Origin of the sequence: Collimonas antrihumi (assembly GCF_018304965.1) — a bacterium.
GTDB classification, from domain to species: domain Bacteria; phylum Pseudomonadota; class Gammaproteobacteria; order Burkholderiales; family Burkholderiaceae_D; genus Collimonas; species Collimonas antrihumi.
Genome location: NZ_JAGQED010000002.1, coordinates 93,539 through 114,767 on the forward strand (window position 1 = coordinate 93,539; position 21,229 = coordinate 114,767).

A 21,229-nucleotide genomic window follows, 5' to 3' on the forward strand; every position below is an offset into this window, starting at 1 on the left:
TTTGCTTATAGGATAGCGATGGCAGAAAACTCTACAATCCCGGCCGAGCCGGTCAAATTATCCCGGCCATCGGTTTTGTCGCTGGTGATCAAGGAGAAATCCGCCTTGTACGCCGCGTACATGCCGTTCCTGACCAACGGCGGCATCTTCGTGCCGACCAACAAGAGCTACCACCTCGGTGATGAAATCTATCTGATTTTGAGCCTGATGGACGACGGCACCAAATATCCGATTGCGGCCAAAGTGGCGTGGATTACACCCAAGAACGCCAACAACAACAAGGCGCAGGGGGTTGGCGTGCATTTTCCGGATGACGACAGCGGCCAGCGGCTGCGCAAGCGGATTGAAGAAGTGCTGGGATCGGCACTGGGATCCGCGCGTCCGACGCATACTTATTAATACTGGCTGATGCCAGCAATAATGCGTCTTTGAATTGCAACTTGTGAACTACAGCTTATGAATTGCAGCTTATGAATTACAGCTTTAGATTAGCCGGCCAACAGGATTTGCCGGCGATTGTCGATATCTACAACAGCACCATCGCTTCGCGCGAAGTTACCGCCGATACCGAACCGGTCAGCGTCGCATCGCGTCAAGCCTGGTTCGACCAGCACAACGCCGATCGGCGCCCGCTGTGGGTGGTGGAGCAGCAGGGCGCTGATGGCACGGCCTCGATCCTTGGCTGGTTATCGTATTCCGATTTCTATGGACGTCCGGCCTATGCCGGTACTGCCGAATTGTCGATCTACATCCATGAAGATGCGCGCGGCAAGGGTATCGGCCGTTATTTGATGGAACAGGCGATTGAACATGCGCCAGACATCGGCGTGCATACCTTGCTCGGTTTTATTTTCGGCCATAACCAGGCCAGCCTGAAGTTGTTCGATGCCTTTGGTTTCGAGCGCTGGGCCAATCTGCCGCGGGTCGCCACTCTGGATGGCATCGAGCGCGATCTGATCATACTGGGCAAGCGCGTCGCATAAGACGCTGGTCCTTGCAATAAATTTCGGGGAAGGCGTTCAGCCTTCCTCTTGTTTTTTCGTCATTATTTCTCGCCTGCGCTGATCGATATTATCTGATTGATAATGTTCGCCGGCCCTGGCCCAACAACAACTCCCGTCCGGTGCTAAAGTACCGGCTTTCTTTGCTTCGAGTCGCTCATGTCACGCACCCTGGTCCTGGCCTCCAATAACGCCGGTAAATTAAAAGAATTCAGCCAGTTGCTGGCACAGATCGATTTTGAAGTTCGCCCGCAAGGCGAGTTCAATGTCCCTGAGGCGGAAGAGCCGTACCTGACCTTTATTGAAAACGCGCTCACCAAGGCCCGCCACGCTTCGCGCCTGACGGGGCTGCCTGCACTGGCCGACGACTCTGGTGTCTGCGTTAACGCGCTGGGCGGCGCCCCTGGCGTGTTGTCGGCTCGTTATGCCGGCGAACCGAAATCGGATGCGGAAAACAACCGCAAGCTGGTCGCCGATCTGGCGTCGCATGCCGATAAATCGGCCTATTATTACTGTGTGCTGGTATTCGTGCGCAATGCCGACGACCCGCAACCGGTGATTGCCGATGGTCGCTGGAACGGCGTCATCATCGATGAGCCGCGCGGCGCCGGCGGCTTCGGTTACGACCCGTATTTCCTGCTGCCGGAGCAGAACAAGACGGCTGCTGAATTTACCGCAGCCGAAAAAAATGCCTTCTCGCACCGTGGCCAGGCGCTGCGTGCTTTAGTTGAGAAATTACGATGATCCCGATTAAACCCATCGGCATGCCAGGCCAGGCAAAAAGCCTCGCCAACGGCCACGCCGACAACAAGCCATCCGCAGCCGCCCAGGCCGCCCTGGCATATCTGCAGCCGGGCGCGCTCAGCCTGAGCGCGTTGCCGCCGCTGTCGCTGTATATCCACTTTCCCTGGTGCGTGAAGAAATGCCCGTACTGCGATTTCAATTCGCATGAAGCCAAGGGCGGTTTTCCTGAAGAAGAATACCTGGCTGCCTTGCGCGCCGATCTGGAAGCCGCGTTGCCGCTGATCTGGGGCCGCAAGATTTATACGATCTTTATCGGCGGTGGGACGCCCAGCCTGATGTCGGCGGCCGGACTGGATCGCCTGATGTCGGATGTGCGTTCATTGTTGCCGCTGGACGGTGCTGCCGAAATTACGATGGAAGCCAATCCCGGCACCTTCGAGGTTGAAAAATTCAAGTCCTACCGCAACAGCGGCATCAATCGCCTGTCGATAGGAATTCAAAGTTTCAACGGCCGCCATTTGCAAGCGCTGGGCCGGATCCATGACGACGGCGAAGCGCGCCGTGCGGTCGAGATCGCCCACGCGACTTTCGATAATTTCAATCTCGACCTGATGTACGCCTTGCCGTCGCAAACGCTGGAAGAAGCGCAACAGGATGTAGCCACCGCTATCGGCTTTGCGCCGCCGCACCTGTCGCTCTACCACCTGACGCTAGAGCCGAATACCTACTTCGCCAAATATCCGCCAGTAGTGCCGGACGACGACGCCAGCGCCGAAATGCAAGACATGATCAATGCGCACACCAGCGCCGCCGGCTATGGCCATTACGAGGTGTCGGCCTATGCCCAGGCCGGCCGCCAGGCGCGGCATAATTTGAATTACTGGGAATTCGGCGATTACCTCGGCATCGGCGCCGGCGCCCATTCCAAGCTGTCATTTCCGCATCGCGTGATCCGGCAGATGCGCTACAAGCAGCCTAAGGCTTATCTTGAACATAGCCGCCTTGGCAATGTGGTCCAGGAGGAAAGCGAAATCGGCCGCGACGATCTCGGATTCGAATTCATGCTGAACGCGCTACGTCTGAACAAAGGTTTCGAGGTGAATCTGTTCAGCGAGCGCACCGGGCTGGCCATCAATACGATAGAAAAATCCTTGAATCGGGCTGAAGCCAAGGGCTTGCTGTACCGCGACCACAAGATTATCCAGCCTACTGCACTGGGGCAACGGTTTCTGAATGATTTACAGCAGATGTTCCTGCTGGACTGAGCTGGTTTCCTGAGTAATCCTGCTTTTATTCCAATAAAAGCGGGTTCGGGATCGTTAATTTTCCACAAATTGGGTATAATTACGCCTCTCTGGAAGTGTGGCCGAGTGGTTGAAGGCACTAGTCTTGAAAACTAGCGACGGTTTATCCCGTTCGTGAGTTCGAATCTCACCGCTTCCGCCAAATTACTATTCTAAGTCGTCCGATCTAGTCCGGAAATACCAATAAATACAAGGACATAGGTTGGACCGACAGCAAAATAAGTACAGTAACATCCTATTGCATCCGACCTTAAATTGTCGCAAGCAATTTGCCACGGTGACCACGAACCTGTTATCTGCTACTGAATGCAAGAATGCCATCCTTGTATATCTATCGTAATGAGAACTTCGGCGCAGCAATACCGATAACTGTGTCTGTTAACGGAAAAACTCTGGGCCAGGTGAATATAGGCATTACAGCGATATCAAAACCCACCAATTTCTGGTTTTTCGTGGGTCAGAATAACCTTCCGACGGAATGAATCACAACTACTGCAAATCGGCGCACAGAGGTCTAGGCTAAGCATCACCTTGAAGAGTGCCGCCGATCACATCACGCAACTCTTTGTCTCGAATCAGTACCCATGTACCGGCGATTACTAGACCCAGAAGAAGCCCAAGTACTGCAGCGATACTCTTTTTTGGATACGTAGCATTCTTTGGCACATAGATTGAAGTTACCGCTTTGGTATTAAATGTACGATAAGGACTGAGTTGCTCGTCGAGAGCGCTAATTTGATCTCGGAAGGTTCGTGTTTCTGAATCGTTCGATTTCAACATGCTGGTAAGCAGTATACTTTCAGAGAACTTACGCTCGATGTTGTTGGATGTTTTTGCTCGGTTGATCGGATCAAGAATAGCTTGGCGTTCATCTTCAATTTTCCGATACGAGCTTGTGGCATCATCCAAATTCTTTTTTAACCTGGTAACCGACGGTGTAAGAAGTTGATTGTGTTCATTTTGAAGAAATTGAAATGCAGCCTGTAAATTTTCTTTAGCTTCTTCGCGAGAGTGGCCTTTCACCGTCATTTCTACGAGGTTCCCCCCCCTTTGCCATAGTGGCATTTAGCGATTTTTTTATCAGATCACTTCGGTCGCTGATCGATTCGTCAGTGGGTAAATTTTGCGATTGTAAAACCTGAGAAACAAAGCCGGGAAATTTAATCCGCTGAATCACGTTATTTGGATCAGCGAGCAAATTACCTGCTCCGCCAACTTGGCCAATCTGAAATAACAACGTCGCTGGCCACTGCTTGGGAATCATGAATGCAATCCCGACTGCAACCACCGCCCCTAGTAGCCCGCACGCTAGAAAGAGCGCAGTGTGACGTTTTAGCGCATGAAATAATGTGCGATGCGATACCTGCGAATTTACGGGAATGGTCATTGGAAATGTATTGTAACTGTCAGAAATGGTGAATGTTACATGAGGCCATTGCCTCCAAGATTGCAGCATTGCATATTTAGCAAAGTTTAACACATGCAACAGATGCCGGATTGGCTCTTCCATGCATGTCAAATTCAATTAGATTTCTGGGAGTATCGAAGCGGAAACCGTGGTAATGAACGTGGTAACTCCTCTAGCGATACCCGGTAGATTAAGCATTGGCGAGGCCCGCAGGCGATAATATGAATGACACCACTCCAAAATACCTTGACTCCCAGGCTTGGCCTGGGAGCCCTTCTAAAACAAATGCTTATCTAGCATATTGTTCTCCGTGACTGGTACACAAGCTTAATCGTTAGAAGACCATGCTCTTCCGTGCGCTCATAGCCTTCGTTGCCCTGCCGGGCGTGGTTGCGATCCTCGTTCCGCTGTTTTGGCTCTTCTCGACTTCGCACACCACTCTGGTTCACCCTTTGGGTCTCTTGCCCCTGCTAGCCGGCTTTGCGGTCTTGCTGTGGTGCGTGCGTGAGTTCTACGTCTCTGGAAAAGGAACGCTTGCTCCCTGGGCGCCGCCCGCCCGTTTGGTTGAAACGGGGCCCTACCGTTACTCGCGCAACCCGATGTACGTCGCAGTGACATTGGCATTGCTCGGCTGGGCAGCCGCGTTCGGCTCCCGGGGTTTGCTCATCTATGCTCTCGTCGTAGCCGTGGCGTTTCATCTACGTGTCGTGCTCGGCGAAGAGCCTTGGTTGTCGCGTACCCACGGCAGTCAGTGGCTGCGGTACCGGAGCCGGGTTCCGCGTTGGTTCTGGTGAAGCCTAAAACTTCAATTATGGACAGCCGTACATCTTGCGCCCGTTCACCCATCGATAACGGCCACCACGCGGCCCGACATGGCAAGTTGCATCCTGCGAACCGGCGTACCGGAAACGCCAGGGCGGGACAGGATGCGGATCTGACCATAATCCAACTCTGTTGTTACGTGCCGTTATCTCAAGCGCCTTCAGATCACGATCCTTTTGCCGGAAAGCCCAGGCCATGCCGCGTTCAAGCTGGGCCCGGCTTGCATCGATGCCGTTGCAGCGCACCGTCGCAACGGTGCGGTTGAAGCGGTCGATGGCTTCTGCCTTGTATTGCACATCCTTGCCAAAGCATAGCTGGTGCAGAGATCGCCTGGCCTGAGGGCCGAACGCTTGTTTCATTTCCGGCGCATCGATGCCGGCCAGGCGCAGCTGGAGCCGCTTCGGGCCGACTTGCAGCGTCAAGCTGTCGCCGTCACCCACGTTCACAACTTCATGCGCGTAGGTAGCCTGCAGCGCGATTAGCAGTAAAGTGACAATCAATATTCTCATTTACACTGTAGTGGCATCCAGCGGTAAAAGCGAGCAGCGTAGGGAAGGCGGTGCCGGCCTTGGCGCTGCTGATCCGACAGCTTACAGGGGAGCGATCATGAAGAATATAAGGGGTATCGTATTTGATCTCTACGGCACGCTGTTCGATGTGCATTCAGTCGCAGCGGCCTGCGATACCTATCATCGAGGCCGGGGACGCGAAATCAGCCTGGTCTGGCGACAGAAGCAGCTTGAGTACACCTGGCTGCGCAGCCTGATGGGTGATTACGTCGATTTCGAACAGGCCACCCGCGATGCCCTGGCGTTTACTTCCAGGCAGCTCCAGCTACCTCTTGACGAGGCGGCGCGTACCGCGCTCTGCGAGGAATATCTCAAGATAAAACCGTATCCCGAAGTACCGGACGCGCTTGCAAGGTTGCAGGCGATGGGGCTGCCGCTCGCCATCCTGTCCAACGGTTCTGTCAATTCGATTCGCAGCGTGGTAGCGGCATCCGGCCTCGGTCTGCGTTTCAAGCATCTGATCAGTGCCGATGATGCGCAAATTTTCAAGCCGCACAGCAGTGTTTACAAGCTGGCCGAGCAACAGTTGAATTGCGATTGTTCTGAGCTGTTGTTCGTCTCGTCAAATGCATGGGACGCTTCCGGCGCGCGGCATTTCGGTTATCCGGTATGTTGGATCAACCGGGCCGGCAATGCGTTTGACGAGCTTGGGCAGTCTCCTGATCATGTCGTGCAAGGACTGGATCAGTTGGCGGATTGGATGGCGGCGCAGCTGATCGTCTCTCGATCATAACTAGCGCCTTAGTCTTATCGGGGAAAGTATTTGATGATTCCCTCAAGAAGCATTCGAACGTCATAAAACAGCGTGCCTATTTCAACGGTAATGATGAACAGCACTGCCTGAAAGGCTGCGGGATAACGATTCAACAGCATGTCGCAATGGCGGCCATATAGCTTGATCACGCCAGCGCGAGTGCTAAGCGCGACGCATGCGATTCCCAAGAATGCACCCGCCAAAATATCGGTTGGGTAATGCAAGCCGAGGTATATCCGTGGCAGGGCAATGAAGATCAGCACATAGAAATAGAGCAGGGATCCAGCCATTCTTGAAATCAGAAAAACCCCGGTGGCGAGACTGAAAAACAAAGTGGCGTGATCGCTGGGAAAAGAATTCCATATGTATAAAGCCTGACTTTCCGGTGCTGCCAGTCCGACGTACGTATGATGAATCAGCGCAGCGTTTGCAAACGGGCGCGGCTGATATGGGCCGATGTTGTTCGCGCCTCTGGCAATGAAGACGGCAATGACGCAACCGATCAAGGTCGCGATAATGATCTCCCTGGTGTTTGATTTTGGATCCGTATCTCTAAACCAGAAATACCAAAGCAAAGCCATGATGGGCAAGCCTTTGAACAGATCCGAGCCGGAAATATAGTGAACGATTTGATTGAACGGCGCTGACATCGATGTGAATTGCGCCAGCCAATCCATCACGGAAATATTCATATAATTGTTCCACATGATGCTACCTCCCTTTGATCATATTGTTTGAGTATCCGGCTCGAATGCTTGAGAGCATGCCGTCTTCCTCGGTTTTTTTTCGTCAGCAAACTTCGCCATCGATGATGATTTCATCCTTCGTCTGACGACTTGCAAAGTGATTCCCCACCGCAATTTTATTGCTCTGCATAATCATTTTTAATGCGCCGGATATTTTACAAAATTGTGCCTTGCACAATTAAATATTTAAACGATACTGATAGCTAATGGCGATCTTGAAAATATTCCACAAGCCTCAATGACGCATTCTTCATTTCAAATTCGTGAAATTCTGATGCATGAATATTGGATAAATAATATCTCACACATTCCAATAATCTTTCGCATTAAGTTGCTTTTATTTTTTTGTGTTGTTTGTCTGTGTTTCCCGTTCTATAAGGGTTTGGAAGCATTTTTAATGAAACTCTTTTGATCGGATCCATGTCAAATCCCCATATTTCCTGTGCAGGAAATTTTGATGCCGCCAGGCACTCAGACGATCGGTGCTCTAGTTGTTAATGTGAAAATCGATGTGTGACAAAGTGTAAGAGGTTTGTTCTGAAATGAACCCGCAGGATAAATTGAAGTCAGTAGTTGGCGTGTTTATGCTGTGATGCAGCATGTGCACAAAACTCATTTTCATGTCGAAAAGTCGAATCAATTTCTCTTCCCCCTGTTTTAAAAGAAGCATGGGCCGTGGAAATCATCCCCGACTTTACTCAGATTCCTGATATCAGCCAGCACCAGGCTTGATATGTGTTTTGCTAAAGGAAAGATCATGCAAAAAAGACCTCTCTTTGATGCGCCGCGCGTCAAATTCAAACTGCAATTCCCTCAAGATGACAAGGCACACGGCGGCTGCCCATAAGGTCAGCGCAAGCGTTCGGCTGAAGCCGATAGCAGTGTGACAAACATTGCGCAAGGACTCTTGCATAAGTCGTGCATAAGTCGAAAACACACCTTGCATCCTATTCATCATTTTTTCTTTCCGTTTCTGTAGTTGTCTTTGTGTCTCTGGCGGAGCTTGATGTAGATGCCGATGTACGGCTTTTGCGTGACTTCAAGCCAGCCATGAAGAATAACGGTGTTGATCGCTGGTGTTATGTACGTTTCCGTACTGAGCACGTCGATTGTTTAGTTTACTTTGCGTACTGCGATCACCGTCGGCTTGAATCTTTTGAAAGATTCGATGCTATGTCCGTTTTCATTCTTCCGATCAGATTGAACTGGTTTGAACTGACTTTCCCATTTATTTTTTTGCAGTTTTTTTTGCAAGGAAAAATTTTTATCAAATGTTCAGTGAAGTCGAGCCGATAAATGCTTGGCGTGAATCCATGCACTAGAAAAGGTATGTCATGAACAAACAAAAAAAGCGTAGTACGGAATTTTTCCGGCTTCCATGGAAAACCATTTTCCTGATCCCAATGTGCTCCTGGGTGCCGGTCCTGGCCGTCGCTAACGATCTGGTGCCGACGGACGTCATGCCGCCGCCTGATGTCATCACGCCAACGCCCGATGCCATCAGGCCGTATGTTGGCTACGGCATCAGCTACGACGATAATTTACTGGGGTTGGAAAATAGTGCCGCTGCGCAAGCCATGGGGATCGGTAGCAATCTCTCGGACTACACGCGCAGGCTGCAGTTAGGTCTCATCGCAGACAAGACCATCAGCCAACAGCATCTGACGGCGAGTGTGAATCTCGCCAATGTCGAATACGACAGATTCCGCCAGCTTGATCATATGGACAAGAATTTGGCTGCCAATTGGAATTGGCATGCAGGTCCACACGTTGAGGGCAATGTCGGCGTCACTTATTCGCAAGGACTGACTCCTTTCATCGATTTCCATTTGCTGGAAAAAAATATACGTACGCAAGAGAGCGCCTACGTTGACGGCTCCTGGCAGTTCCATCCGAGCTGGCGCGTACGCGCCGGTTTGGTGCACAGCAAATTGTCGTATGACCTGGCATCGCAACAGCCGGCGGATAACACTCAGAATCAAACCGAGGTAGGGCTCGACTACCTGGCCGCCACTGGCAGCACTATCGGCGTCCAGTTGCGCCATACGCGCGCCAATTTTCCAAATCCGGAACAAGACGCCGGCCTGCAGGTATTCAACGGCTATGACCAGAATGAAATAAAAGGCAAGGTCGACTGGCAGTTGACCGGAAAGACGAAGTTGCACTTTTTAGGCGGCTGGGTCAGCAGGACGCAAGACGCATCTTCCATCAGAAATTTTAGCGGCATAAATTCGCGTGTCTCGGCAGACTGGTCACCTACCGGAAAGATCGATCTTACCGTCGCCGGATGGCGGGAAATCGGCGCCGTGGACGATCTGTCGACTGTCTACTCCGTTAATCACGGCGCCAGCATTGCGTCGGCCTGGCAATACTCGGAAAAAATTCGCCTGATAGCGCAATTCAAATATCAGAAACGTGATTTCAGCCAATCGATAGTGTCCGGCACCCCCGGCTCTCCGAATCAAAACGATGTGTTGCGCAACACTGCGCTGACAATGGTTTACAACCCGACACAGCGCTGGCAGGTCCAACTGTCGGGCATCCGCAGCACGCGAGCTTTAACCAGTACGCCAGGCGGGTATGTGAATAACGGCGTGATGCTGAACACACGCTACGCGTATTGAGGCAAGAAAAAATGACCGAGAATGACATCCCGCTGGTTTCCTTCTTTAAGCGCCTGCTTGATCCGGCCATTATTCTGGGCTCTTTGTATCTGGTTATCATGGCAAAGGAGGAGGTATTCACCGGCGACTACCTGGTGCTGATGATTATCGCGTTCTTCATTTCCTCGTATATCTATGAACAGATCGACCTGTACCGTACCCTGCACATCGGAAAGCAGCTTGGGTATGCCGGCGATATATTCCTTGGCTGGGTGATCATTGCTGCCGTGCTGGTGTTGATGGGGCAAGTTACCGGGTTGCGCTATGAGTTCTCCGATAGCGTTATTTGGACCTGGTTTGTGCTCGCGCCTTTCGCGCTTCTGCTGAGCCGCTTGACAGCGCATGTGCTGGTATTCAATTTCGGGAAAAAGGTTGAGGTCAGGTCGGCAGTGATTGTCGGCTGCAATGAACCCGGGGTGGATATTCTCAAATGCCTCACAACCGGCAGCAACACCGGCATCGACATGCGCGGATTTTTCGACGATCGCGATCAAGCCAGCCGGCCGGCCGAGCTGCACACGCCGTATCTCGGCACCTTCGCAGATGTCGGATCTTATGTGCGCGAGCACAAAATCAAGACGATATTCATTTGTTTGCCAATGTCGGCGCAGCCGAGAGTGCTGGCCTTGATGGAAGAACTGCGCGATACGACCGCTTCGGTTTACTTCGTACCCGACATCTACACCTTCGGACTCATACAGGCGCGCCTCGATCATGTCGGCGGCATCCCGGTAATCGGTATCTGCGAAACGCCGTTCACCGGTCTGCGCGGAGTGGTGAAGCGCGGCAGCGACATTGTCCTGGCGCTGTTGATCCAGATCATTCTGCTGCCGATCATGGTGGTAATTGCGATAGGCGTAAAGCTTTCTTCGCCCGGCCGTATCATTTTCGCCCAGCGTCGATACGGATTGAACGGAGAGGAGATCGTGGTCTATAAATTTCGCTCGATGACCGTCTCCGAGGATGGCGCCGTAGTCAATCAGGCTAAAAAAAACGATGCGCGCGTGACACGGTTCGGCAGTTTTCTTCGTCGGACGTCGCTTGACGAGTTGCCTCAGTTTTTCAATGTGCTGCAAGGCCGCATGAGTATCGTCGGCCCGCGTCCGCATGCTATCGCTCACAACGAGATGTACCGCAAGCTGATCCAGGGATACATGTTGCGGCATAAGGTCAAGCCGGGAATTACCGGATGGGCGCAGGTGAACGGTTACCGCGGGGAGACCGATACCTTGGAAAAAATGCGCTCGCGGATTGAATTCGATCTGGAGTATTTGCGTAACTGGTCGTTAGCGTTGGATTTGTGGATTATCGCCCGCACCGTCAAGGAAGTGTTGAAAAAGGACGGCGCGTACTAGTTTGAGTCTGAGTCCGAGTCCGCCAGCGTTGAAAACAATGTCTCGCAAGACATGGAAATTCTTGCGGAAAATATTTTAGTAACGAGCGCTCAGTTTCCCGAGTGTCCTGCAACACAAGTCAATGCTGCATTCGATGCGGTGTTTAGGAGAGAAGATCATGCAAAGAGCCATGTTGTTAGTGAGTCTCGCATTAGTGGTTTCCTGCAGTGCTGCCGTAGCGGCAACGCCGGTGTTTCAACTCAACACGTCAGAGGCGGGCGCATCGCACTTGCAGGCAATCGACACTTATCCATCAAAGGTCGAGCGCACGGATCCGAATAAAGCTATGCCAACAACATTGACGCCTCATCCGGCACGCGCTGCTCCGGCCGTTCCCGTTATTTTTAGTGAAACGAGAGAATCGAGCAATGTCTGGCGCGCCGCCAATACGGTACCAGTGGCTTTTTCACGAAATGCCGATGACGGCGCCGCACCCGGGAAGGTGTCTTCCGACCTGAATAATTCAGACGATCTGCTGTTTTATTTCCTCAAGAATTTCGAGGCGCAACCACGGGAAAAACCCGGAAGCTGGGCGCTGCTCCTGGTCGGGCTCTGCTTCGTGCTGTATCAGGTACGCCGTCGTCCCATGCGGACATCGCTTGGCTTCTTTGCCGGGTCGAAACACATCGGACAATTGGGCACTTGATGTCTCGTAGGGCGTCGGTTTTCTTCAGTCCGAAGAAGAAGTGCAGAAAAATTGCATAGAAAGTGCATGGATGAAATCTGCTTTATTTATAGGAATCGAATTTTGAGTAGCTTTGAGCAGTTCGACTATATGCCTGCCATTGGCGGTGTGTCGCGTGTAAAGGGGTTGGGCATTTTGATGTTGCTCGCAGCGCTGAGTCTGTCTGCCTGTGGTGATCAGAAAAAAAAGACCAACAAGGTACTCACCAGAGTCAATGGCCACGAAATTACGGCAACTCAGCTTGAAGCCGAGTTGCAATATGCAAGCGGCACGGCGGAAGAAAACGTTGTGCAACAACAATCCATGCGGAAGCAGGCCATGGAGGCGCTGATTGACCGGGAGATTTTGTTGGAGGAGGCGGTGCGCAATAAACTCGATCGCGATCCTAAATTGCGGCAGGTTATTGAGCGTTTCAAGACGCAAGCGATTGTGCAGGCTTATCTGGAATCCAAAGGGGCGAATCTGGCCAAGCCTTCGAAAGCTGAAATCGATGCTTATTTCCAAAGTCACCCGGAATTATTTGCACGTCGCAAGGTTCTTGATATCGAGCAGTTGGCTATTGCCGCGAAAGACTTTAGCGGGGCGCTCAAATTGCAGATGGATACGACACAGTCACTGAATCGCATGGAGGGCTGGCTGAAGCAGCACAACATCGCGTATGCGAAAACTCAGCTTACCTATACCAGCGCCGACTTGCCTGCGGAAATCATTGGAAAAATCAAGAACCTGGGCAGAAATCATTTATTTGTCATGCAAGACGGCAAGCAGACTCTGCTCTGCGCATTGACTGAATTAAGAGATAGCCCGGTGACGGGAGATGCCGCCACCGGACAGATCGAGCGCTATTTGCTCAACAAGAAAATGCAAGAAGTCGCCGCTGCGGAAATAGCGCGCTTGCGTTCCTCGGCGAAGCTCGAATACGTCGACAAGAGCGCTGGTTTGATCACGGAAGAGTCGCCGGCGTCCGCTAGCGTGCCAGAAAAGCCGGTGGCGATCGCGCCGGGCGAGAAGGGCAGGCACGAAGTAGCAGAAGTCAAATGAACAAGATGAAGATGCGGCAGAGGAAAATAATTTAACAGGGTGACGATAATGATGAAACGAGTCTATGTATGCTTGCTGGCGATGCTGCTGGCAATGTACGCCATTTCCGCAACTGCGGCCGACACGCCTTTAGGGGCGGGCGATGCCTTGAAAATTTCCGTATTCGGGAATCCCGACCTGAGCCTGGAAACCAAGGTAAGCGAAGCAGGGAACATTACATTCCCGCTGATCGGCGATGTCAGTATCGGCGGTCTGTCCACTGCGGATGCAGAAAAGAAGATTTCCGGCTTGCTGACAGGGGGCGGGTTCCTGCGCAAAGCCGAAGTCAACATCATGGTCACCGAGTTGCAGAGCCAGCAGGTGTCGGTGCTCGGCCAGGTATTGCATCCCGGCCGCTATCCGGTTGCCGGTAAACGCAGCGTGACCGACATGCTGGCACTGGCAGGAGGTGTCGGCCCGGAAGGCGGCGATACCGCCACCGTCGTCCGTACGCGAAATGGGAAAACCACCAAACAAGTCGTTAATCTGGTCGAGATGATCCAGTCTGCCGACATGAAGTCGAATGTCGACCTGCTCAACGGCGACGTGATTTTCGTGGATCGCGCTCCCAAGTTCTATATCTACGGTGAAGTGCAGCATCCCGGCGGCTACAAGCTGGAGCACAACATGACCGTGGTCCAGGCATTGTCGATCGGCGGCGGCCTCACTCCACGCGGCACCGAGCGCGGCATCCGCATCAAGCGGCGCGACGCCAAGGGCAATCTGGTGGAGATAAATGCCAGTCACGAAGAGACGCTGCAGGCGGACGACGTCGTGTATGTGAAAGAGAGCTTCTTTTGATCTGTCTCATCCAGGCTGACGTTTTGTCGATTGCTTGTTCCGACTATTCCGCTTATTCCGATTATTCCGCTCATTCCGCTGTTCGAAAGGAGCTCACATGACTTTTTCTCAGCTTCTCACCATTCTGCGGGCACGCTACAAGGTCATTGTGTTGACGCTGCTTGTTATAGTTGTTGCCACCGCAGCGGTCAGTCTTGCATTGCCAAAAACGTACAAGGCGTCGACCACGGTGCTGCTCAATTACAAAGGCGCCGATCCGGTGTCTGGCAGTGTGTTGCCGGCCCAGCTGGCGTCCGGTTACATGGCCACGCAAATCGATATTGTCACCAGTCGGCGGGTGGCCTTGAAAGCGGTCGACAATCTTGGCCTGGCGGACCAGCCGGTTTTCAAGCAACGTTTCCAACAACTCACGAATGGCAGCGGATCGATCAGGGAATGGCTGGCCGATACCTTGCTGAAAATGGTAGAGGTGTCACCGTCGCGAGAAAGCAGCATGATCGAAATCTCCGCCAAGGGGAACGATCCTGCCTTTGTTGCAAAGGTTGCCAATGGTTTTGCCACCGCTTACCAGCAGCTCAATTTGCAAATCAAGGTCGAGCCGTTGCAGCAGGCAGCCAAATACTTCACAGGGCAAGTCGCGACTTTGCGGGCCAATCTGGAGGAGGCGCAAGGCAAACTGTCCGCGTACCAGCAAGAACACGGATTGGTCAGTACCGACAACCGTCTCGACGTTGAGACGGCACGCTTGAACGACCTGTCCAGTCAGCTGGTGCAAGCGCAAGGGCAGGCGGCGGAAGCATCGTCGCGCGGCCGGCAGGCGACGGGCAGCGGCGGTAGGGATTCGCCGGATGTGGTATCGAATATGCTGGTTCAAAACCTGAAATCGTCATTGGCGCTGGCGGAAGGAAAATTCGCGCAGCTATCCCAGAATCTGGCTGTAAATCATCCACAGTACCAGGCCGCCAAGGCTGAGGTCGACAGGTTGCGCGCCGAACTGAACAGCAGCATCGGCGCAACCAACAACGCCGCTGCAAATAACGGCCGCATCTTGCGTCAGCGCGAAGCGGAGATGCGCGCCGCGTTGGCCGCCCAGACTGCCAAAGTGTTCCAGCTCAATCACGCCCGCGATGGACTATCGGTGCTGATGAAAGATGTTGAAAGTGCGCAGCATGCATACGACGCCGCCGCTCAGCGTCTTACGCAGACCGAGCTCGAAGGGGAATCGCATCAATCTGACGTCTCGGTACTCAATCCGGCAGTGGCGCCGGTGTTTCCGATCAGTCCCAATGTACGGTTGAACGTAGTGTTGTCGATACTGCTCGGCGCCATGCTTGGGTTGGCTCTGGCGATATTGGCGGAATTGGCGAATCGTCGCGTACGGTCTAGCGCCGATCTGATCAACGTACTAAAGGCGCCAGTGCTTGGCACCATCACCTGGGGCAAGCCCCCGCGGAGATTTGCATTCTCCAGGTTATTTTTAACGCGATGATCGCGCACACGCTGGAAAGGTAAAGAAAATGAACAGTCCGGTAAGTTCTATCGTGAGTGCCGGTGCGGCGTCCCGGAAAGACATCCACATGGGTCGTATGCTGGTTGAGCAGGGCAAGATGACGCTGGAGGAAGTGGAAAGCGTGCGCCGTCTGCAAAAGGAAGAAGGGCTCCGCTTCGGCGAAGCCGCGCAACGCCTGGGCCTGGTGACCGAGGCCGATATCCAGCAAGTGCTGGCGCGTCAATTTGACTACCCTTATCTGCAGGCGGGCGGTGGAAATTATCCAGCGACGCTAATGGCTGCCTACCAGCCGTTCAGTGCGGAAGTCGAGATGCTGCGCTCGGTACGTAGCGAGTTGATGCTGCGCTGGTTCCGTCCGGGGCGCAAGACCTTGGCGATTGCCAGTGTCAATCCTGGCGATGGGACCAGCTTGCTGGCGGCAAATCTGGCCGTCGTTTTTTCGCAGCTCGGCGAGCAGACGCTGCTGGTCGATGCGAATTTGCGCAACCCGTGCCAGCATAAGATATTCAATCTGGCTGCGGGGCGCGGGCTGGCCGATGTGCTGGCCGGGCGTGCCGGCCTGGATATGCTGGCGATGGCCGAATCGTTCATCGACCTGTCGTTATTGCCGGCGGGATCGCTGGTACCTAATCCTCAGGAATTGATCAATCGTTCCAGCTTCGTGGTCATGAATGAAACGCTGTGCGACCGCTTCGACATCATTTTGTATGACACCCCGGCGTTCTCAAGCGCGGCAGACGCGCTGACCATTGCCGCACGCGCCGGCGGCGTGCTGCTGGTGGTGCGGAAGGATCACACCCGGGTCGCCGATCTCGCCGCGTTTAGCGAGCAACTCCGGCGCAGCGGCACTGAAGTCGTCGGCTCGGTAATGGTGAGCTTCTGATGAGCAGGAAAATCAATTCTTGCAGCCGGGTCGAGCGCGTTACTGCAAGAGCCAGGCACGAAGGCGGCTTTCCGTACCTGACTGCAGGCAGCATCATCATGGAATATTAATCGCATGCCTTTTTTTGCAAACATCAGGGATTTTATTTTTCCTCGACCAGCCAGTTCTCCAATGCCAGCCGAAAGAACGGTGTTTTGGATTCTGATGGCAGTGCTGGTGTATCAGGCGGTCTTATGTGCGATTCATACGAACGTTCATGCAATTTCCGTTGCCGGGGTGGGAGTCACTGAAGCCGTCATCTACATCGCATGCATGACCGTTTTGATCAAGCGTATCCGGCTTGAGTTTGTCGCTGTCGCCGCCCTGGTGGCAGCTTACCTGCTCCTGATGGCGATTTTGCGCAATCAACTGGACCCGAAAGGGTTCAGGGATGTGATGATTCCTATCCTGTTCTACGGGCTCGGACGGGAAATCGGCAATGGTAAATATACCGATCGCGTGCTTAAGCTGATGATTATTCTGGTGCTGGCTTTCGGATTTTTTGAGTTGTTTTTCCTTGATCTGTTTTCACGCGTCTTCAATATTTTTTCCTATTACGTCAGCCAGGGCAATCTGGCCGCCGGCTCCAACTGGGCAAAAGATAGCGTGCTGGGGCTGAACGGGATACGGCCGGAAGGCATCGGCCGCACGATTTTGCCATCGCTGATTGGCAACCACCGGATATCGTCGATCTTCCTGGAACCTGTTTCACTCGGAAATTTTGCGGTCATCATCGCGGCCTGGGGATTGTCGAAGCGGCGCGACGAGTTCAAAGAGATGATTTTTTTCCTGTTGGCCGCAGCCACAATGATTGCATTGAGCGACTCGCGCTACGGCATGATCACGGTCGCCGCGCTGGTCGTGATGCGCTGCTTGCCGCTGGGTAGAACCAATAGCTGGCTGATCGTCATGCCATTGCTTAGCGTGACGCTACTGCTGCTGCTCGCAACGGTCTTTGGCGGTCATTACAGCGACAGCGTCCTTGGCCGGCTTTTTGTAAGCGGAAAGACATTGTCGAATCTGGATCTGGGAATGATATTCGGCCTGGACGGATTCAATATCAGCTTTGGCGACATGGGCTATCCCTCCTTGCTTACGCGACTGGGACTGCTGTTATGCGTCTTTTTATGGGTTGCATTCTGGATGCTGAAAATGGAGGACGAGAGAGGCGATCGATTCCGCGCTTACATCACGCTGTATATGTCTCTGATCTTGTGTGTAAGCGGAACTTCTCTGTTCGCGTTGAAAACCGCCGGCATTCTGTGGTTCCTGGTTGGCTGCGCCGCAGGTCGCGCGAAAGATGCATTGCCGGCGCGTCCGGCAGGGGCGTCGCAACCGTCTGGCGCCTAAGCAGAAATCAAAAGAAATCAAAGGAAATCAAACATGTCTATTAAAGTCGTGCACATCGTGCGTCAATATTCTCCATCCATAGGTGGCATGGAGGATGTGGTTCAGAATATCGCCAGGCAGCAGCGCGAGCATCACGATCAGATTCCCAGGATCGTTACGCTCAACCGGCTGTTCAGGAATTCCGCTGAATTTCTCGCCCCTGAAGCGCAGATAAACGGCGTTGGCGTGGTGCGCCTGCCGTTCCACGGCACCAGCAGATATCCGCTTTGTCCCCAGGTGCTGCAGCATGTGGCGGACGCCGATGTGATTCATGTGCATGGCGTCGATTTCTTTTTCGATTATCTGGCTGTTACCAAACCATTGCATCGACGGCCTCTGGTGGCATCGACTCACGGCGGCTTTTTCCATACAAAGTTTGCGTCGACACTCAAAAAAATCTACTTCAATACAGTAACCCGCGCTTCTTCGATGGCTTACGACAAGATCATCGCCACCAGTGATAACGATGGCGATATTTTTTCCAAAATCGTCAGCCCGCCAAAATTGGCGGTTATTGAAAATGGTGTCAACGTCGAAAAATACAGCGGTCAGGCGGCATCGGCGCCCACGAAGACAATGATCTATTTCGGCCGTTGGTCTGTGAATAAAGGTTTGCTGGAAACACTGGCCTTGTTCAAGCAATTGGCCGTTCACGAACCGGGTTGGAAACTGATCATCGCCGGCCGTGAATACGATCACACCGCAGAAGAACTCCGCGCCGAAGTGAATCAACAGCAACTGACGGACCTGGTGCAGATAGTGCCGAATCCATCAGATCAGGAATTGGCAAGCCTGATCGGACAATCCAGTTATTTCATTTGTCTGTCGCGGCATGAAGGTTTCGGCATCGCGCCAATTGAAGCGATGAGCGCCGGCTTGACGCCGGTGTTAAGCGATATCCCGCCGTTTCGCCATTTGATCGAGCAATCAAAGATCGGGCTTCTGCTCTCTGCCGGAAACGGTGGAGACAACATAGCTGGCCTGTTGAAATTGCATGAAGAGACGCGTGCGGACTACGTACTCAGGCGGGTGCAGATGCAGCAGTTCGCGGATCGTTACAACTGGCGGCATATTGCTGACAAATATATCGACGTCTACAAAGACCTGGCGGTGCGGGCCAGGCCCAACTGAAAAGAATGGATTCGCACATTGAAAACCACTGTTAAAGATTGCTGATGCCGACCATGGATAAAACAAGAATCGATGCAATCACAGGCTTGCGTGGGCTGGCGGCGCTGCTGGTTGTGTACGGCCATGCGGTGAGCTGGTTCTCGCTCCCCTGGAAAATCAATTTTTCCGGTGAAGTCGGCGTGACGGTTTTCTTTTCGTTGAGCGGCTTTCTCATGGCTTATCTTTATCTTGGAAAGCAATTTTCATCCTTGAGCGTGACTGAGTATGCGATATCCAGGTTTTCGAGAATTGCACCGGCTTATCTTGTCATTTTGTTGTTTTCGTTTCTTATCTACACAACCATCGACCCGAATTTCGTGTATGACGTTTCGAGTAAGAATATCCTCCGGCACATTTTTTTCTCAGGCAATGTGTCGGTGTTCTGGAGTATCACACCTGAGGTCGAATTCTATTTTCTGTTCGTCCTGGTCTGGGCCGCGGCTAGCCGTTACGTGACACGCTTCGACATCGCAGGCCTGGCATTTCTGACGTTCGGCGCCCTGATTCTTTTGTCGTACCGGGATGTATTCCCGGGCACTTTTGTGGGGGCGAAACTTCACTACTTCCTGTTTGGCGTGATTGCCGGAATCGTTCGTTCGAGAATAGGGGCGACGAAGCAGGGCGGAAAATCGCTCCTCGTCCTGCATTCATTGTTGCTTGCATCGATGGTGTTGATGGAAAGCGGCTGGATAGAAATTCCTTTTTCGAGCAACAAAGAATTCTATAGCAGCATTTTGACAGCCGTCTTCGGTTCCTTCCTGGTATTCGGCTTTTCGTTTCCATCGGCGCTTGGCAAGTTCTTCTTCGAAAACAAGGCAATCGTTTTATGCGGGGAATGCAGTTTCTCGATTTATTTGCTGCATATGCCGATCATTTATCTTTTCCATAAATTTCTTCCGTCTCCGTTCCAGATGGTTTTACTCATCCCCTTTGTGGTTCTTGTCCTCGGACTTTCGTGGCTCAACTATCAACTGATTGAGAAGCCGGGAGCACGGCTAATCAGGTCCATGGGGAATGGTTTCAAACGAAAGTTCATTCCGCCATTTCCACTAGCGACCCGCCCACAACCCCTCTCCGTTGAAAGTGAAACCAGATGATGAAATTTTTTCCCAGCAGGGTGCGTGGCAGCGTTTCCCTGATTCCTGGAATGTGGCGCCGGACGCTGGCCATTGCGGTGGCTATCGGATGTGTGTTGTTTTGCGATCTGGCAACTGCCAACTGCCTGGATGGCAAACGCATGGCTGGCGTCAACCTGAGCGGCGCCGAGTTTGCTGCGGACAAATTGCCCGGGACAGTCTTTAAAGATTACGTCTATCCCGATCTGGCTGACATGCAGCATTTTCAATCACTGGGAATGAATACCTTTCGCCTGCCGTTCTTGTGGGAACGGATACAACCGAAATTATTCGGCGCACTTGATCCCGGAGAGTTGCAACGATTAAAGGATAGCGTCGCGTCCGCGCAATCGTTGGGAGTTTGCATTGTTCTCGATGTTCACAATTTCGGCCAGTATCGCGGCAACCCGATCGGCTCGTCCGAAGTGCCGCGTGCCGCTTTTATCGACCTGTGGGTGCGCTTGCTGACGGTATTCAAGGATCCGGCCAACACCGCGTTCGACCTGATGAATGAACCCGCAAAAATGTCGGTGGCGGCCTGGGCCTCCACTGCACAGGAGACGGTTAGTGCCCTGCGTAGACGCGGCTCGAAGCATTTGATCATGGTTCCAGGCGGTGGCTGGAGCGGCGCGCATTCCTGGGACGCGAAAGATAACGGCGTGTCGAATGCCGATGCATTCCGGTCGTTTCGCGATCCTGCCAACAATTACATGATCGAAGTACATCAGTACGCGGATGCCGATTCCTCCGGAACCAGCAACAGTTGTGTCGACCCTGCCCGTCTGAGCGCGGTGATGGCAAACGTCACTGTCTGGGCCAACTCGACGAGGCAGCGCCTGTTTCTCGGTGAATTCGGCGTGGCCGTCAATGACCCGTGTTTAAAGGCATTGACGGCAATCATGGAGGGGATGAAAGGCAGCTCTGCCTGGGGCGGCTGGACATACTGGTCCGCCGGCAAGTGGCTGGGGACTTATCCGTACAGCATTCAGCCTGGTGACAACGGCGATAAGCCGCAAACGGCAATTTTGAAAAATTACATAACGCAATGAGTATGCAGTGAGTATGCAATGAGATCGCAATGAGATCGCAATGAGATCGCAATGAGATCGCAATGAGATTCAACGCAGGGCGCAGCGGAGTGCCGGTTGACAT

Annotated in this window: 22 protein-coding genes and 1 tRNA gene; 18 read left to right on the plus strand and 5 right to left on the minus strand. The window is 52.9% G+C overall.

Features of this window, described 5'->3' with window-relative positions:
- Positions 1 to 18: 18 nt before the first annotated feature.
- From KHU29_RS03065 to KHU29_RS03085, 5 genes are all read left to right on the plus strand, one after another.
- Positions 19 to 399: a PilZ domain-containing protein gene (locus KHU29_RS03065; RefSeq protein WP_211451229.1), complete on the plus strand. Its 381-nt coding sequence runs from the start codon at positions 19 to 21 to the stop codon at positions 397 to 399.
- A 71-nt stretch (positions 400 to 470) separates the two neighbouring features.
- Positions 471 to 983, plus strand: coding sequence for a GNAT family N-acetyltransferase (locus KHU29_RS03070; RefSeq protein ID WP_211451230.1), 513 nt, complete (start codon positions 471 to 473; stop codon positions 981 to 983).
- Positions 984 to 1,160: 177 nt separating this feature from the next.
- The gene (gene rdgB, locus KHU29_RS03075; protein WP_211451231.1) at positions 1,161 to 1,745 is read left to right on the plus strand and encodes an RdgB/HAM1 family non-canonical purine NTP pyrophosphatase; all 585 of its coding nucleotides are present in this window, start codon (positions 1,161 to 1,163) and stop codon (positions 1,743 to 1,745) included.
- A complete protein-coding gene (gene hemW, locus KHU29_RS03080; RefSeq protein WP_425514443.1) occupies positions 1,742 to 3,010 on the plus strand; it encodes a radical SAM family heme chaperone HemW in 1,269 nt (422 codons plus the stop codon). Before rdgB ends, hemW begins: the two co-directional genes overlap by 4 nt.
- 91 nt (positions 3,011 to 3,101) lie before the next feature.
- Positions 3,102 to 3,191 (plus strand) — tRNA-Ser (locus tag KHU29_RS03085).
- Positions 3,192 to 3,568: 377 nt separating this feature from the next.
- Here the strand turns inward: KHU29_RS03085 and KHU29_RS03090 are convergent.
- Positions 3,569 to 4,078 carry a hypothetical protein gene (locus KHU29_RS03090; RefSeq protein ID WP_211451232.1) on the minus strand — a complete coding sequence of 170 codons (510 nt, stop codon included), beginning with the start codon at positions 4,076 to 4,078 and terminating at the stop codon, positions 3,569 to 3,571.
- On the minus strand, positions 4,044 to 4,559 hold the full coding sequence (locus KHU29_RS22495) for a Wzz/FepE/Etk N-terminal domain-containing protein (protein WP_211451233.1): 516 nt from the start codon (positions 4,557 to 4,559) through the stop codon (positions 4,044 to 4,046). The genes KHU29_RS03090 and KHU29_RS22495 overlap by 35 nt, the downstream gene beginning before the upstream one ends.
- Positions 4,560 to 4,801: 242 nt before the next feature.
- Between KHU29_RS22495 and KHU29_RS03100 the strand changes: the two genes are divergently transcribed.
- Complete coding sequence (locus KHU29_RS03100; protein ID WP_211451234.1) at positions 4,802 to 5,251, plus strand: methyltransferase family protein; 450 nt, start codon at positions 4,802 to 4,804, stop codon at positions 5,249 to 5,251.
- 15 nt (positions 5,252 to 5,266) lie between these two features.
- Here the strand turns inward: KHU29_RS03100 and KHU29_RS03105 are convergent, their stop codons facing one another.
- Positions 5,267 to 5,788 (minus strand): thermonuclease family protein, encoded by a 522-nt coding sequence (locus KHU29_RS03105; RefSeq protein WP_211451235.1) that lies wholly within the window; start codon positions 5,786 to 5,788, stop codon positions 5,267 to 5,269.
- A 97-nt stretch (positions 5,789 to 5,885) separates the two neighbouring features.
- Between KHU29_RS03105 and KHU29_RS03110 the strand changes: the two genes are divergently transcribed.
- Positions 5,886 to 6,581 carry a haloacid dehalogenase type II gene (locus KHU29_RS03110; RefSeq protein ID WP_211451236.1) on the plus strand — a complete coding sequence of 232 codons (696 nt, stop codon included), beginning with the start codon at positions 5,886 to 5,888 and terminating at the stop codon, positions 6,579 to 6,581.
- Between the two features lie 14 nt (positions 6,582 to 6,595).
- Here the strand turns inward: KHU29_RS03110 and KHU29_RS03115 are convergent, their stop codons facing one another.
- Positions 6,596 to 7,294 (minus strand): phosphatase PAP2 family protein, encoded by a 699-nt coding sequence (locus tag KHU29_RS03115; RefSeq protein ID WP_211451237.1) that lies wholly within the window; start codon positions 7,292 to 7,294, stop codon positions 6,596 to 6,598.
- A 766-nt stretch (positions 7,295 to 8,060) separates the two neighbouring features.
- Positions 8,061 to 8,306, minus strand: coding sequence for a hypothetical protein (locus KHU29_RS03120; RefSeq protein ID WP_211451238.1), 246 nt, complete (start codon positions 8,304 to 8,306; stop codon positions 8,061 to 8,063).
- A gap of 376 nt (positions 8,307 to 8,682) precedes the next feature.
- On the opposite strand from KHU29_RS03120, the gene epsL reads away from it, so the two are divergent.
- The 11 genes from epsL to KHU29_RS03175 all read left to right on the plus strand — a co-directional run bounded on the left by epsL (position 8,683) and on the right by KHU29_RS03175 (position 21,126).
- A complete protein-coding gene (epsL, locus tag KHU29_RS03125) occupies positions 8,683 to 9,972 on the plus strand; it encodes an XrtB/PEP-CTERM-associated polysaccharide biosynthesis outer membrane protein EpsL (protein ID WP_246541434.1) in 1,290 nt (429 codons plus the stop codon).
- Between the two features lie 11 nt (positions 9,973 to 9,983).
- Positions 9,984 to 11,366 (plus strand): undecaprenyl-phosphate glucose phosphotransferase, encoded by a 1,383-nt coding sequence (locus tag KHU29_RS03130; protein WP_211451239.1) that lies wholly within the window; start codon positions 9,984 to 9,986, stop codon positions 11,364 to 11,366.
- Positions 11,367 to 11,523: 157 nt separating this feature from the next.
- Positions 11,524 to 12,051 carry a hypothetical protein gene (locus tag KHU29_RS03135; protein ID WP_211451240.1) on the plus strand — a complete coding sequence of 176 codons (528 nt, stop codon included), beginning with the start codon at positions 11,524 to 11,526 and terminating at the stop codon, positions 12,049 to 12,051.
- Positions 12,052 to 12,117: 66 nt separating this feature from the next.
- Complete coding sequence (locus tag KHU29_RS03140) at positions 12,118 to 13,131, plus strand: EpsD family peptidyl-prolyl cis-trans isomerase (protein ID WP_246541436.1); 1,014 nt, start codon at positions 12,118 to 12,120, stop codon at positions 13,129 to 13,131.
- 51 nt (positions 13,132 to 13,182) lie between these two features.
- Positions 13,183 to 13,971, plus strand: a complete 789-nt coding sequence (epsE, locus tag KHU29_RS03145; protein ID WP_211451386.1) for a polysaccharide export protein EpsE — start codon at positions 13,183 to 13,185, stop codon at positions 13,969 to 13,971.
- Positions 13,972 to 14,068: 97 nt separating this feature from the next.
- Positions 14,069 to 15,460 (plus strand): chain length determinant protein EpsF, encoded by a 1,392-nt coding sequence (epsF, locus tag KHU29_RS03150; RefSeq protein ID WP_211451241.1) that lies wholly within the window; start codon positions 14,069 to 14,071, stop codon positions 15,458 to 15,460.
- 28 nt (positions 15,461 to 15,488) lie between these two features.
- On the plus strand, positions 15,489 to 16,364 hold the full coding sequence (epsG, locus tag KHU29_RS03155; RefSeq protein WP_211451242.1) for a chain length determinant protein tyrosine kinase EpsG: 876 nt from the start codon (positions 15,489 to 15,491) through the stop codon (positions 16,362 to 16,364).
- 171 nt (positions 16,365 to 16,535) lie between these two features.
- The gene (locus KHU29_RS03160; protein ID WP_246541438.1) at positions 16,536 to 17,753 is read left to right on the plus strand and encodes a polysaccharide polymerase; all 1,218 of its coding nucleotides are present in this window, start codon (positions 16,536 to 16,538) and stop codon (positions 17,751 to 17,753) included.
- Positions 17,754 to 17,786: 33 nt separating this feature from the next.
- Entirely contained in the window at positions 17,787 to 18,923 is a 1,137-nt protein-coding gene (locus tag KHU29_RS03165) for a glycosyltransferase family 4 protein (RefSeq protein WP_246541439.1), read from the plus strand.
- Positions 18,924 to 18,967: 44 nt separating this feature from the next.
- Positions 18,968 to 20,059: an acyltransferase family protein gene (locus KHU29_RS03170; protein ID WP_246541440.1), complete on the plus strand. Its 1,092-nt coding sequence runs from the start codon at positions 18,968 to 18,970 to the stop codon at positions 20,057 to 20,059.
- Complete coding sequence (locus tag KHU29_RS03175) at positions 20,056 to 21,126, plus strand: glycoside hydrolase family 5 protein (RefSeq protein ID WP_246541441.1); 1,071 nt, start codon at positions 20,056 to 20,058, stop codon at positions 21,124 to 21,126. Before KHU29_RS03170 ends, KHU29_RS03175 begins: the two co-directional genes overlap by 4 nt.
- Positions 21,127 to 21,229: the final 103 nt, after the last annotated feature.

Coding starts and splice junctions, on each gene's coding strand:
- KHU29_RS03175 (WP_246541441.1), top strand. CDS start 20,056: ATGATGAAATTTTTTCCCAGCAGGGTGCGTGGCAGCGTTTCCCTGATT.
- rdgB (WP_211451231.1), top strand. CDS start 1,161: ATGTCACGCACCCTGGTCCTGGCCTCCAATAACGCCGGTAAATTAAAA.
- KHU29_RS03110 (WP_211451236.1), top strand. CDS start 5,886: ATGAAGAATATAAGGGGTATCGTATTTGATCTCTACGGCACGCTGTTC.
- KHU29_RS03165 (WP_246541439.1), top strand. CDS start 17,787: ATGTCTATTAAAGTCGTGCACATCGTGCGTCAATATTCTCCATCCATA.
- KHU29_RS03135 (WP_211451240.1), top strand. CDS start 11,524: ATGCAAAGAGCCATGTTGTTAGTGAGTCTCGCATTAGTGGTTTCCTGC.
- epsF (WP_211451241.1), top strand. CDS start 14,069: ATGACTTTTTCTCAGCTTCTCACCATTCTGCGGGCACGCTACAAGGTC.
- KHU29_RS03105 (WP_211451235.1), bottom strand. CDS start 5,788: ATGAGAATATTGATTGTCACTTTACTGCTAATCGCGCTGCAGGCTACC.
- KHU29_RS03065 (WP_211451229.1), top strand. CDS start 19: ATGGCAGAAAACTCTACAATCCCGGCCGAGCCGGTCAAATTATCCCGG.
- KHU29_RS03170 (WP_246541440.1), top strand. CDS start 18,968: ATGCCGACCATGGATAAAACAAGAATCGATGCAATCACAGGCTTGCGT.
- KHU29_RS03070 (WP_211451230.1), top strand. CDS start 471: ATGAATTACAGCTTTAGATTAGCCGGCCAACAGGATTTGCCGGCGATT.
- KHU29_RS03130 (WP_211451239.1), top strand. CDS start 9,984: ATGACCGAGAATGACATCCCGCTGGTTTCCTTCTTTAAGCGCCTGCTT.
- epsL (WP_246541434.1), top strand. CDS start 8,683: ATGAACAAACAAAAAAAGCGTAGTACGGAATTTTTCCGGCTTCCATGG.
- epsE (WP_211451386.1), top strand. CDS start 13,183: ATGAAACGAGTCTATGTATGCTTGCTGGCGATGCTGCTGGCAATGTAC.
- KHU29_RS03090 (WP_211451232.1), bottom strand. CDS start 4,078: ATGACGGTGAAAGGCCACTCTCGCGAAGAAGCTAAAGAAAATTTACAG.
- epsG (WP_211451242.1), top strand. CDS start 15,489: ATGAACAGTCCGGTAAGTTCTATCGTGAGTGCCGGTGCGGCGTCCCGG.
- KHU29_RS03140 (WP_246541436.1), top strand. CDS start 12,118: ATGGATGAAATCTGCTTTATTTATAGGAATCGAATTTTGAGTAGCTTT.
- KHU29_RS22495 (WP_211451233.1), bottom strand. CDS start 4,559: ATGGAAGAGCCAATCCGGCATCTGTTGCATGTGTTAAACTTTGCTAAA.
- KHU29_RS03160 (WP_246541438.1), top strand. CDS start 16,536: ATGCCAGCCGAAAGAACGGTGTTTTGGATTCTGATGGCAGTGCTGGTG.
- KHU29_RS03120 (WP_211451238.1), bottom strand. CDS start 8,306: ATGATGAATAGGATGCAAGGTGTGTTTTCGACTTATGCACGACTTATG.
- hemW (WP_425514443.1), top strand. CDS start 1,742: ATGATCCCGATTAAACCCATCGGCATGCCAGGCCAGGCAAAAAGCCTC.
- KHU29_RS03115 (WP_211451237.1), bottom strand. CDS start 7,294: ATGAATATTTCCGTGATGGATTGGCTGGCGCAATTCACATCGATGTCA.
- KHU29_RS03100 (WP_211451234.1), top strand. CDS start 4,802: ATGCTCTTCCGTGCGCTCATAGCCTTCGTTGCCCTGCCGGGCGTGGTT.